Source organism: Neisseria sp. P0004.S004, from assembly GCF_051963335.1.
Classification (GTDB): domain Bacteria; phylum Pseudomonadota; class Gammaproteobacteria; order Burkholderiales; family Neisseriaceae; genus Neisseria.
Genome location: NZ_JBQCUK010000004.1, coordinates 42,535 through 55,167, shown reverse-complemented (window position 1 = coordinate 55,167; position 12,633 = coordinate 42,535). Strand labels below are relative to the sequence as shown.

Below are 12,633 nucleotides of genomic sequence, written 5' to 3'. Positions count from 1 at the left end.
CGAGTGGTTTGGTTTGATAATGTTTCAGACGGCCTTTATTCGGCGGTAACGGTTTCTATTAATTTGATGTTTCAATCGTCAACCGGCCTAAGGCAAAACGGCGGCCTTATTGTCGTAAGAATGATGAGTCAGATAAAAAACAGCCTGTACCGGAAAATACTCGGACGACGTTGTTTTGACGGTCAGCAAGGTTTCTTTCGGGCTGCCGGACGCGCGCCATGCGTAGGAAATCTGACGCATAGGCAACGGGGTTTCCGCCAAATTATCGGCACGCAATTCAGCGTTCAAACCTTGCGGCGGATTTTCTGCCAAAGCCAAAAATTGTTTGAAAATCAGATGGTCGTCGGCTTTAGCCGTGCGCACGCTGCAACTGTTTTCAGTCAGGCTCAAATAATAATCCGCGCCGTTTACCGTTTTCTTCCAAATGCTTAATGCCTCCAAATCCATCATTCCGGCAGGCAAATCGGCAATATCTTTTTTCGACAATAAAACCAGCTTGTTGGCATTGGCAAACTCGCCGACAAGGGCGGCATCGCCGTCTGCGGCCACGCAGCTTTGGCGGAACAAGTCGGTTACATTTTGGGCATAATCGGCAGCGTTCTGCGGTGAAACGCCTTCATTGCCGCATGCACTCAGGCAGACGGCCAATACGGCGGCAGACAACGCGACGGCTTTAGACATTTCAGACGGCCTTTATTTGTGTTTCAACACCAGCTTGAACACGCCGTCGGCCTCGCTCGATTCCAACAAAACATGTCCGGTCTGACGGCAAAACGCTTCAAAATCGCCGGGCGCACCGCCATCGGTGGCCAATACGGTCAGCACTTCGCCCTCCTGCATTTGCGCCAAAGCTTTTTTGGCACGCAAAATCGGCAGCGGGCATTTCAAACCGATGACATCCAGAGTTTGTGTATTCATGATGAAAACTCGTCATATTAATCAGAATTAACGTCAATTATACCGCACTTACTTGCACCCCACCCTGCAAGCCCATAAAATAAAGCCGTTTTTCACTTTGGAGCTGTCTATGCGCCGTTTTGCCCTTCTCGCTCTCAGCCTTGCCGCGACTCAAGCATTTGCTTTGGGTTTCAGCCAAAAGGATACGCTGACCAACACGCGTTATCAGGAAAGCCCTGAAGAAGTTGCCGCACGCGAATTTAAAGAACACAAAGCCGAGTTGCCGCCCCTGCCCGATACCCAATCGGGGGATTGGTTCGACCTCTATGTCAACGAAACCTACGGCAAGCAGCCCAAAATCCTGCTCAGCAGCCTGCAAATCATGCCTGCGCCGGACAACAGCATCCGCTACGTCTTGAACGTGCGCTCCGACAAAGGCTACGACAACCTCTCCGTCGAAGGCCTCTATTGCGCCCGCACATCCTTTACTTACAGCAACGACAAGCGTTCGTCTTATAAAATATTCGCTTACGGCGATACAGTAAACCGCCGCTGGATTGAGCCGCGCAAAGGCGATTGGAAGCTGATCGGCAATGCGTTCAGCCGCAACGACGCCCTGCACACTGCGCTGTATCAGGCATTCTGTATCGACGGCATGCCGACAACGGTCGAAGGTTTGGTACAACGTTTGAAAGAACGTGGCGGCCGTCACGGTACCACGCTGAGCAACCACGACAAATAAACTGCTTTAATCAACAAAAAGGCCGTCTGAAATTTTTCAGACGGCCTTATCTTTCTAGACGGCTTAGAATTTGTGATACAGGCCTACAGAAGCGGCTTTTTGTTCAATACCGCCTTTGTTGGCTGCAGTCAGACGGGTTTTGTTGCCGACTTTCAGATACGCCAGTTGGGCGACTACGCCGGTGCGTTTGCTGAAGGTGTATTGGCCGCCGACAACGACTTGGTCGAATTTATCCACCAATTTTTCGCCACTGTTCACGCCCTTGGCAGGCCAGCCGTGCGCGTAAGTAATGCGTGGGGTCACGTTGCCCAATTTGTAGCCGACAGTTACCGCTGCATCAACCACTTTCACAGCTTCAGATTTGCCTGAGTCGGCAGTAATGTCACTACCCTTGTACTGATTAAAACCATCGGTGAAATAACCTAAATATTCGTTGCCTGTCTCATGGCCTTTGGCATAGTGTACGCCGCCACCGACAAAGAGATTGTCTTTATCGTAATAAGTTTCGACTTTGGCAATTTGCGCCGCTTTGACTTTGCCTGATTTGTCAGTGTACGCGCCGTTGTAGTGGCCGTAAGCAGCATTGGCGGTAAAGCCGTTTTTAGAGAAGCTCACGCCGCCGGTGTATTGGTCTTTGGCCGGTTTGGTGTGCGTGTATTTGTCTGAAGGATTGCGGTTGTCGCGCGGTGCGTAAGACACGTTGAATTTGAATCCGCCGAAATCCGGGCTGTCGTAGCGTACGGCGGCGTTACGATTGCCGGTACGGGTAAAGATGCCCAAGCCTGCGGCATTGGTTTTGTACATCCATGGATCGATGGTGTCCATTTCGTTCAACATATTGCTGAGTTTACCAGCGCGAATCTTACCGAAGTTACCTTGCAGGCCGATGAAGGAGTCACGAGTGGCAAAACCTTGGGAACCGCCAGTAATGGCCGTTTTTTGTTCAACTTGCCAAATGGCTTTTAAATCGCCGCCCAAGTTCTCGCTGCCTTTGAAACCGATACGGGAGGTATTGTCATTGATGCTGGTTGCGGTAGAGCTGATTTCAGAACCTGCGTCACCTTTGATTTTGACCTGACCGACGGTCACGCTGCTTTTGATTTGACCATACAGAATCACTTCTGCAGATGCAGCCAGCGGCAAACCGGCAATAACCAAAGCGATAATCGATTTTTTCATTATTCTCTCCAAAACAAAGTTAAAATCTCGTGAAAACACGTTTAGCAATATTAATGTTTTCCAACGCTACAAACAACTACTTTCATCTTGAGAAATACTTTTATTTATTAGAGTTTAGACTTTTTACAACATAATCAAATAAAACAGGCCGTCTGAAAGAAATTTCAGACGGCCTCTCCTATTCAAAGTCACGGCAAGGACAATCATCCCCCTTATTGCAATCATTTAATCAAAAATGATTGCTTGATAAATGTTTGCCATATATCAACCCAACATTCTCCGATTGCCACTATCATTAACTTTCTTCTTATGAAGAAGTTTTTTTATATCAATAATTTATTTGGTATGAATTTTTCCTTTTACCTAATGTGAATAAACAGGAGCCCTTATGTTGAAAAAACACCTCTTTTTATCTTTGCTAATGGCTGTCTCCGCTACAACGGTATCCGCCGAAACCCATCATGCACATTGGTCTTACACAGGTGAAAACGATGCTGCACACTGGGGCGACTTGAGTGAAGACTTTGCCGTCTGCAAAACAGGCAAACAGCAATCTCCTGTGGACTTCTCCGCAACAAAAGCAGTAAAAGGCAAACAACCGGTATACCGTTACAACGTCGCCGACTACAAAGTAGAAAATAACGGCCATACCCTTCAAGCCACGCCGCAAGGTAAGGCACAAACCATCGTGATTAACGGTAAAACCTATACCTTCAAACAATTCCACTTCCATACACCGAGCGAACATACTTTCAAAGGCAAACATTTCCCGATGGAAGCGCATTTCGTCCATCAAGCCGAAGACGGTACTTTGGCGGTCATCGGCTCTGTATTTAAACCGGGCAAAAACAATCCTGCCTTGTCCGCACTCACTGCCAAAAAACTGAAAGCGGGCGAATCCGTAGATTTGAAAAACTTGAATATCCAAGCCCTGCTGCCTAAAGATAGCAAGTCCTTCCAGCTGAAAGGCTCGCTGACAACGCCGCCTTGCAGCGAAAACGTGACTTGGGTTGTCTTAAAAACTCCGGTTCAAGCAGATGCGACGCAGTTCAAAGCCATGCGCGACATTATCGGCGGCGAAAACAACCGTCCCGTACAACCTTTGAACGACCGCGAAGTCAATGAAGACAAATAACTTCTAAGGCCGTCTGAAAACAAAAAAGCACCCGGATAACGGGTGCTTTTTCAATCACATCAATCAGGCTTTTTTGTTACCCAACGCGGCTTTCACAAACGCGGTAAACAAAGGGTGGCCTTTGCGCGGATTGGAAGTAAATTCCGGATGGAACTGACACGCGAAGAACCAAGGATGATTTGGCAATTCGATGGTTTCAACCAAACGCTCGCGGCCTGCGGATACGCCGCCGATGACCAAACCGGCTTTTTCCAACTGAGGAACGTAGTTGTTGTTAACTTCGTAGCGGTGGCGATGGCGTTCGCGGATATGTTCGCTGCTGTAGATTTTTGCGGCAAGGCTGCCCGGTTTGAGGTCAACTTCTTGCGCACCCAAACGCATGGTGCCGCCCAAATCAGCAGACTCGTCACGGGTTTCGACGCTGCCGTCGGCAGTTTGCCATTCGTCAATCAGGGCAACGACAGGCGCGGCGCATTTCAAGTCAAACTCAGTAGAGTTCGCACCTTTCAAACCTGCCACGTCGCGGGCGTATTCGATCAGGGCAATTTGCATGCCCAGGCAGATGCCCAAGTATGGTACGTTGTTTTCACGCGCATAGCGTACGGCGGCAATTTTGCCTTCCACGCCGCGTGAACCAAAGCCGCCCGGCACCAAAATCGCGTCCATGTCTTTGAGCATGGAAACGTCGCCATTGCCCTTCTCGATGCTTTCGCTGTCGACGAAGGTAATTTGTACATCGGTTTCAGTGTGAATACCGGCGTGTTTTAGGGCTTCTATCAATGATTTGTAGGACTCGGTCAAATCAACGTATTTGCCGACCATCGCGATTTTGACGGTATGTTTCGGATTTTGAATCGCGTGAACGATTTTCTTCCATTCGGTCAAATCGGCTTGTTTGACATTCAGTTGGAGCTGCTCGGTAATAATGCTGTCGATGCCTTGGTTGTGCAGCATTTCGGGGCATTCGTAAATGCTGTCCACATCGTAGCTGCCCACGATGGCACGTTCTTCAACGTTACAGAACAATGCAATCTTACGGCGCTCGTCCGCAGGCATTTCTCTGTCCATACGGCAGATCAGGATATCCGGTTGCAAACCGATGCTCAACATTTCTTTAACGGTATGTTGGGTCGGTTTGGTTTTGATTTCGCCGGCAGCGGCAATGTAAGGAACATAGCTCAAGTGAGCAAACAATGTATTGTTGCGGCCGAGCTGGCTGCGCATTTGGCGGATGGCTTCCAAGAAAGGCAAAGATTCGATATCGCCGACTGTACCGCCGATTTCGACAATCGCCACATCATAACCGGCCGCACCTTCGTGGATGCGGCGTTTGATTTCATCGGTAATATGCGGAATCACTTGTACGGTACCGCCCAAATAGTCGCCGCGGCGCTCTTTGGCAATTACGTTTTCATAGACTTGGCCGGTACTGAAGCTGTTGCGGCGGGTCATGGTGGCGTTGATGAAACGCTCGTAGTGACCGAGGTCGAGGTCGGTTTCCGCTCCGTCATCGGTCACGAATACTTCGCCGTGTTGAAACGGGCTCATGGTACCCGGGTCAACGTTGATATACGGGTCGAGTTTAAGCATGGTCACGTTCAAACCGCGTGACTCGAGAATGGTAGCAATAGAAGCGGCGGCGATACCTTTACCCAAAGAAGATACAACGCCGCCGGTTACGAAAATAAATTTAGTCATGATGTGATACCCATGTTGGAATGTGTGATTTTAACTTGAAGCAGCATATTCTGGCAAACGGCAAAAGCTTCAGGCCGTCTGAAAACAGCGTTTTCAGACGGCCTTATCATGCTGATTCTGTATATCAGCGTAGCTCGCGGCGCAGGATTTTGCCGACGTTGGATTTTGGCAACTCGTCGCGGAATTCGATGTCTTTCGGCACTTTATAAGCAGTCAATTCTTTGCGGCAGAAATCGATCAGCTCTTCCTTGGTCAAAGACGGGTCTTTGCGTACGACGAAAACTTTAATCGCTTCGCCGGTTTTCTCGCTTGCCACACCGATACAGGCGACTTCCAAGACTTTGTCGTTGCTGGCCACCACTTCTTCGATTTCGTTCGGATATACATTGAAACCGGATACCACAATCAAATCTTTTTTGCGGTCCACCAGCTTCAGCCAGCCTTTTTCATCCATCACGGCAATATCACCGGTCTCCAAAAAGCCGCGTGCATCGATTGCTTTGGCGGTTTCTTCCGGACGGTTCCAATAGCCTTTCATCACTTGCGGGCCGCGCACCCACAATTCGCCCGGCTGTCCGATAGGCACTTCTTTGCCGTCCGCATCGCGTAATTCGACTTCGGTCGAAGGAACCGGCAAACCGATACCGCCGCTGTAAGCCTCGATATTCAAAGGATTGCAACATACGCCCGGGCTGGCTTCGGTCAAACCGTAAGCTTCCACAATCGGCGTACCGGTAATTTTTTTCCATTTTTCCGCCACGGCTTTTTGCGTTGCCATACCGCCGCCCAAAGTCAGCTTCAAACGGGAAAAATCGACTTCGGCGAAATCCGGACGGTTGACCATCGCATTAAACAGGGTATTCACACCGATGAACACGCTGATCGGCTCTTTTTTCAATTCGCCGATAAACCCCTTCATGTCGCGCGGGTTGGTAATCAGGATGATTTTGGAACCGGTATTCGCAAAAATCATCAGGTTTACCGTCAAGGCAAAGATATGATAAAGCGGCAATGCGGCAATAACCGTTTCTTCGCCTTCGCGCAGGCTGTTTCTAATCCATTCTTTTGCCTGCAACATATTGGCGCAGATGTTGCCGTGGCTAAGGACGGCGCCTTTCGCCACGCCGGTCGTGCCGCCTGTATATTGCAGCAAGGCTGTGTCATCGCGCGTCAATTCGACGGGCTTGAACGTATTTGCCGCACCTTGCTTCAAGGCCGTCTGAAAAGTTACGGTATTGGGAATACGGTATTCCGGCACCATTTTTTTCACTTTGCGGATGACGAAATTCATCAATGCGCCTTTAATCATGCCGAACATTTCGCCGACCGATGCGACAATCACATGTTTGATTTGCGTACGCGGCAACACCAGCTCCAGCGTATTGGCAAAGTTTTCCAACACGACAATCGTGGTCGCGCCGCTGTCTTTCAGCTGATGCTCCAACTCGCGCGGCGTATAAAGCGGATTGGTATTCACTGCCACCAAGCCGGCCTGCAAAATACCGAAAAGCGCAATCGGATACTGCAAAACGTTCGGCATCATAATCGCCACGCGCTCACCGCGCGGCAGTTTCAATACGTTTTGCAGGTAAGACGCAAAATCCGTCGCCAACTTACCCACTTCGGCATAAGTCAGCGTTTTGCCCATGTTTTGAAAAGCAGGTTTATCTGAGAATTTCTCAACACTTTGACGGAATACGTCGCTGATGGAGCTGTATTGCGTGATGTCGATTTCGGCATTGACGCCTTGTTCGTAGCTTTTGAGCCAGAGTTTTTCCATGTTGATTCAGTCTTTTTTTAGTCGTTTTTAGAATGGAGGCCGTCTGAAAGGCTTGAGTTAATCCGCCGCTTCGTTTTCAGACGGCCCTTGTGTTAAGCAGTAATGATGACAGGCTTGTCGGTGGACATGATGATGCCGCCGCCCAAGCACACATCGCCGTCGTACAGTACCGCAGATTGGCCGGGCGTTACCGCCCATTGCGGCTCATCAAAGACAAGCTCGATGGTTTCATCATCCAAGTAACGCAACGTACAAGGCGCGTCAGCCATACGGTAGCGCGTTTTGCAGGTATATCGGCCTTCTTTCGGGCGTTCGGGCAATGTGAAACTCAAATCGTTCATAACCAGGCTTTGCGTATAAAGCAAAGGATGGTCATGTCCTTGGACGACAATCAGTTCGTTTTTGGTCAAATCCTTGGCCGCAACAAACCACGGCTCGCCTGCGCCGCCGATGCCCAAGCCTTTACGTTGGCCCAGCGTGTAAAACATCAAGCCGACGTGTTCGCCAACCACTTTGCCTTCAGGGGTCACCATTTTGCCATTATTGGTCGGCAGGTATTTTTGCAAAAACTCGCGGAATGGGCGTTCGCCGATAAAGCAGATGCCGGTACTGTCTTTTTTGGTTGCGGTCGGTAATTTGAATTCTTCGGCAAGACGGCGGACTTCAGGCTTCTCCAACTCGCCCAATGGGAAAATCGAGCGCTCGAGTTGGAAAGGCTTGAGACGATATAGGAAATAGCTTTGGTCTTTATTTTGATCCAAGCCTTTGAGCAGGTAATGCACGCCGTTGCGAACTTCTTTGCGGGCATAGTGTCCGGTGGCAATGGTATCGGCGCCCTGCTCTATGGCATAGTCCAAAAAGCATTTGAATTTAATTTCGGCATTGCACAAGACATCCGGGTTTGGCGTGCGGCCTGCGCTGTATTCTTTGAGAAAATAGGCAAATACATTGTCTTTATATTGCGCGGCAAAATTAACGATGTCGATGTCGATGCCGATGATGTCGGCAACGGCAATGGCATCGAAGGAATCTTGTTTGATGCTGCAATATTCGTCGTTGTCGTCATCTTCCCAGTTCTGCATGAACACGCCGCTGATTTGATGGCCTTGCTGTTTGAGCAGGGCCGCGGTAACGGATGAATCGACGCCGCCGGAGAGGCCGACGATGATGTTTGCTGGTGTGTTGTGAGTATTCATGAGCGGAATGTGGGTTTCAAATACATTTTTTAAAGCGTGATTTTAGCACATTTTGATTTGACGACAGAAAAGGCCGTCTGCAAGCCCAATGACTTTCAGACGGCCTTTATATGCAAATTCAAGCAATTAGTGCTGATGTGCGCCACCGTGTGCGCCGTGGTCGTGCTGCATTTCAGCTTTAGGCGCGGTTTTCACTTCCAGCTCGACAGTTTGAGGTTTGGCGTTTTTGAATTTCAGGGTTACAGGCACTTTTTCGCCTTCTTTCAATTGTTTTTTCAGACCCATGAACATAACGTGGTAGCTGCCCGGTTTCAGCTCGGTTACGCCTTTTGCAGCCAAAGGCACGCCGCCTTTAACTTCACGCATACGCATAACGCCGTTGTCGTTAATATGGGTATGTACTTCAACGCGTTCTGCAACAGGGCTGCTGCCGCCTACCAAGAAGTCCTGTTTGGCTTCATCGTTTTGGATTTTCATGAATGCGCCACCCATTTTCATACCTTCGACAGTGGCACGCGCCCAACCGTCTTCAATATGGATACCGGCTGCAGATACGGAAGTTGCCAAGCCTGCCAGAATCAGGGTTGCCATTAATTTTTTCATGTTTTGCTCCTTGTGTTTGCCAAATGGCTGGGATATACAGCCTTCATCTTACAACCAAAGGCCGTCTGAAAACTTTGATATAGATTAATTAATACTATCTAATCCTAACGAATTACTATATTACCACATTTTTAAGCAGTTAATGCAATAATCCAAACAATAAATAACATGAACAAAGCCATCAATTGCGCGGCTGAGCCGGCATCTTTGGCACGCTTGGCCAGCTCATGTTTTTCAGTAGAGGTATGGTCAACGGCTGCTTCGACGGCGGTATTAAACAATTCGGTAATCAATGAAATAAACGATGCGGCAACAAGCACCATTTTGATGGCCGGTCCGAAATCAAGGAATAAGGCCAAGACAATTAAAATCAGGTTCAACCAAAAAACTTGGCGAAATGCGCTTTCATAACGGTACGCGGCAGCCAGTCCGTCTTTGGAATAACCGAACGCATTGATGATGCGCTTAATGCCGTTTTTACCTTTTTTTTCAGATGCGTAGGAAGATGGTTCCATCATATTCTCAACATAAAAAGGCCGTCTGAAAAGAAACGGTCGGGTCAATTTTCAGACGGCCTTAAGGTTTATTGTTTTACCCAAGATGCCACGGCATCTGCGAACATGGCGGCAACGTCGAAATCTTTTTGCTTCATGATTTCTTGGAAACCGGTCGGGCTGGTTACGTTGACTTCGGTCAGATTGCTGCCGATGACATCCAAACCTGCCAGCAAGATGCCGCGGCACTTCAATTCAGGTGCCAGGGTTTCTGCAATTTCACGGTCGCGCTCGCTCAACTCCTGCGCCACGCCGCGGCCGCCAGCAGCCAAGTTGCCGCGCGTTTCGCCATTTTGCGGAATACGCGCCAAAGCATACGGAACAACTTCCCCGCCGATAATCAAAATGCGTTTGTCGCCATGTACAATTTCAGGAATATAGCGTTGCGCCATGATGGTGCGTGAATCAAGCTGCATCAGGGTTTCAAGGATACTGCCGATATTGGGGTCGGATTCTGTCAGGCGGAAAATGCCCATACCGCCCATGCCGTCCAACGGTTTGATGATGATGTCGCCGTGTTCTTTCAAAAAGGCACGGACATCGGCAGAACGCGTGGTTACCAAAGTGGGCGCGGTGAACTGGCTGAAGTTCAAAATAGCCAATTTTTCATTGAAATCGCGCATTGCCTGTCCACTGTTAAATACTTTTGCGCCCTGCTGCTGTGCCAACGTCAAAAATTGGGTTGCGTACAAATATTGCATATCAAACGGCGGATCAGTGCGCATAATGACCGCATCGAAATCTTTTAAGGCCGTCTGAACTTTTGCCTCTACTTTAAACCATTCGTGATCGTCATCGTTCTTCGCACTGACAAACTCAAATGCCGCTGCCTGAGCCACCACCCAGCCCTCACGGACGGATAATTCTCCGCTCAAGGTATGAAAAAGCTGCCAACCGCGCTTTGCCATTTCACGCATCATGGCGTAAGTAGTGTCTTTATAGGTTTTAAAACTTGCCATCGGATCGGCGATAAACAGGACTTTCATCAAAATTTCCTTGTAAACAGACGCTATAATCATACCTTGTATTCTGCTCGTCTGAAAGGGCGCAAAATACGGAACAGGCCGTCTGAATTTCATTTTCAGACGGCCTTAAGGCTTTTAGGCGGCGGCCAGATGTAAGAGTTCGGCAGCATGGCTGCGTGTGGTATCGGTAATGATTTCGCCGCCCAGCATACGCGCGATTTCCTCAATGCGCTGATGATGATCCAATACGCTGATTTCGCTGACGGTTTGTTCGCCTTCACTATGTTTGCGCACCTGCCAATGGTTTTCACCACAAGAGGCGACTTGGGGAAGATGGGTTACCGCTAGAACTTGATGTTTTTTACCCAAGGCACGCAAAGCTTTACCGACCATTTCGGCGACACCGCCACCGATACCGGTATCCACTTCGTCAAAAATCAATGTCGGCACTTGCGTGTATTGGCTGGCAACCACTTGCAAAGCCAAGCTGATACGCGCCAACTCGCCGCCGGAAGCCACTTTGTTCAAAGGACGGGACGGATTGCCTTTATTTGCCGCCACTTGGAATTGCACCTGCTCCAGACCATGCGCGGTCGGCGAAGACGGCAACAAGACGATGTTAAAACGTGCGCCCTTCATGGCCAAATGCTGCATATGCTCGGTTGTTTCTTCGCCCAAACGGCCGGCCGCCTGATGGCGCATGGCGGAGAGGATATGCGCGGCTTCGTGGTATTCGGCAAGATTGCGCGCAACCGTATTTTCCAAGGCTTCCAAATCGGCAGCCGCTTGCAGGTTTTGCAGGCGCTCGTCAATTTCCGCCAACTTTTGCGGCAACTCTTCCGGCTCAATGCGGTATTTGCGCGCCATGCTCATCAATTCGCCCATACGGCTTTCTTGTGCGGCCAATTCATTCGGATCGATATCGCTGCGACCGGCCACATCGCGCATATTGGCACTGATTTCCCCCAACTCGGCTTCAATACTTGCCAACATATTCAGGCTTTCGGCAAAGCGCGGCTCAATGTTTTGCAGATTGCCCAGCAGTTTTTGGCATTGGTAGATTTGACGTTGGATGCCGTTGTCGCCGTCTATACTGTCGCCCACCTGCTCGGCGGTTTGCAGCAACTCGGCCGAATGCGCCAGGCTGTCGTGGCTTTGGCTTAAGGTTTCCCATTCGTTGGGTTTGAGCTCCAATTGGTTTAATTCATTAAACTGCCATTCCAAACGCTCGCGTTCGATGGCCATGGTTTCTGCCTGCTCTTGCGCTTCTTGCAGTGCCTTTTTCGCATTGACCCAATTTTGATAAAGCTGCTTGACCGTTTCCGCCTGCTCTTTGCTGCCGGCAAACGCATCCAACAACTCGCGTTGCGCAGATTCTTGATTCAATGAGTGATGGGCATTTTGGCCGTGAATATCGATTAACTGCTCGCCGATGGCTTTCAGCTGCGCCAGCGTTGCCGCTTGGTTATTGATATAACTGCGGCTTTTGCCCTTGGCATCGATAATACGGCGGATGCTGAGCTCTTCGGCATCTTCTTCCAAAAGGCCTTGCTCCTGCAGCTGCACTTTCAGTTCGGGCAAACCGCTGATGTCAAACAAAGCCGACAACTGCGCTTCTTTGGCGCCGTTGCGCACTTGGCTGTAATCGGCTTTATCGCCCAGCAACAGGCCGATTGCATCCAGAGTAATCGATTTGCCTGCACCGGTTTCGCCCGTTAAAACGGTAAAGCCGTTTTGAAAATCAAGATTCAGGTTTTCAACAATGACAAAATCACGCAAAGAAAGTGCCAACAGCATTGTAGTATTCCTTAGTAAATCACCCGCGCTTATGCGGAATAGCTTTAGATATGCTGATTATAACTAAGATTTTTTGTAGTTTGAATC

Annotated in this window: 12 protein-coding genes; 2 read left to right on the top strand and 10 right to left on the bottom strand. The window is 49.4% G+C overall.

The window, feature by feature from the left end; genetic code table 11:
- Positions 1-87: 87 nt before the first annotated feature.
- Together ACTHRY_RS04420 and ACTHRY_RS04415 are read right to left on the bottom strand one after the other, a co-directional pair.
- Positions 88-681, bottom strand: coding sequence for an NMCC_0638 family (lipo)protein (locus ACTHRY_RS04420; protein WP_070765098.1), 594 nt, complete (start codon positions 679-681; stop codon positions 88-90).
- Between the two features lie 12 nt (positions 682-693).
- Positions 694-918 (bottom strand): sulfurtransferase TusA family protein, encoded by a 225-nt coding sequence (locus ACTHRY_RS04415; RefSeq protein ID WP_003681929.1) that lies wholly within the window; start codon positions 916-918, stop codon positions 694-696.
- A 109-nt stretch (positions 919-1,027) separates the two neighbouring features.
- On the opposite strand from ACTHRY_RS04415, the gene ACTHRY_RS04410 reads away from it, so the two are divergent.
- Complete coding sequence (locus ACTHRY_RS04410) at positions 1,028-1,639, top strand: CNP1-like family protein (RefSeq protein WP_254325003.1); 612 nt, start codon at positions 1,028-1,030, stop codon at positions 1,637-1,639.
- A gap of 63 nt (positions 1,640-1,702) precedes the next feature.
- Here ACTHRY_RS04410 and ACTHRY_RS04405 read toward each other — a convergent pair whose 3' ends face one another.
- On the bottom strand, positions 1,703-2,818 hold the full coding sequence (locus ACTHRY_RS04405) for a porin (RefSeq protein WP_440374075.1): 1,116 nt from the start codon (positions 2,816-2,818) through the stop codon (positions 1,703-1,705).
- A 388-nt stretch (positions 2,819-3,206) separates the two neighbouring features.
- On the opposite strand from ACTHRY_RS04405, the gene ACTHRY_RS04400 reads away from it, so the two are divergent.
- Positions 3,207-3,953, top strand: a complete 747-nt coding sequence (locus ACTHRY_RS04400) for a carbonic anhydrase (protein WP_440374074.1) — start codon at positions 3,207-3,209, stop codon at positions 3,951-3,953.
- Between the two features lie 63 nt (positions 3,954-4,016).
- On the opposite strand, the gene ACTHRY_RS04395 is transcribed toward ACTHRY_RS04400, so the two are convergent.
- The 7 genes from ACTHRY_RS04395 to recN all read right to left on the bottom strand — a co-directional run bounded on the left by ACTHRY_RS04395 (position 4,017) and on the right by recN (position 12,546).
- A complete protein-coding gene (locus ACTHRY_RS04395; RefSeq protein WP_440374073.1) occupies positions 4,017-5,651 on the bottom strand; it encodes a CTP synthase in 1,635 nt (544 codons plus the stop codon).
- Between the two features lie 124 nt (positions 5,652-5,775).
- Entirely contained in the window at positions 5,776-7,431 is a 1,656-nt protein-coding gene (locus tag ACTHRY_RS04390) for an AMP-binding protein (protein WP_440374072.1), read from the bottom strand.
- Positions 7,432-7,523: 92 nt separating this feature from the next.
- Positions 7,524-8,627 carry a tRNA 2-thiouridine(34) synthase MnmA gene (gene mnmA / locus ACTHRY_RS04385; protein WP_254344885.1) on the bottom strand — a complete coding sequence of 368 codons (1,104 nt, stop codon included), beginning with the start codon at positions 8,625-8,627 and terminating at the stop codon, positions 7,524-7,526.
- Between the two features lie 126 nt (positions 8,628-8,753).
- The gene (locus ACTHRY_RS04380; protein WP_004519448.1) at positions 8,754-9,230 is read right to left on the bottom strand and encodes a copper chaperone PCu(A)C; all 477 of its coding nucleotides are present in this window, start codon (positions 9,228-9,230) and stop codon (positions 8,754-8,756) included.
- A 131-nt stretch (positions 9,231-9,361) separates the two neighbouring features.
- Entirely contained in the window at positions 9,362-9,745 is a 384-nt protein-coding gene (locus tag ACTHRY_RS04375; protein ID WP_049322731.1) for a diacylglycerol kinase, read from the bottom strand.
- Between the two features lie 68 nt (positions 9,746-9,813).
- Positions 9,814-10,770 (bottom strand): glutathione synthase, encoded by a 957-nt coding sequence (gene gshB, locus ACTHRY_RS04370; protein ID WP_049322730.1) that lies wholly within the window; start codon positions 10,768-10,770, stop codon positions 9,814-9,816.
- A gap of 114 nt (positions 10,771-10,884) precedes the next feature.
- A complete protein-coding gene (gene recN, locus ACTHRY_RS04365; protein ID WP_049322729.1) occupies positions 10,885-12,546 on the bottom strand; it encodes a DNA repair protein RecN in 1,662 nt (553 codons plus the stop codon).
- Between the last annotated feature and the right edge of the window lie 87 nt (positions 12,547-12,633).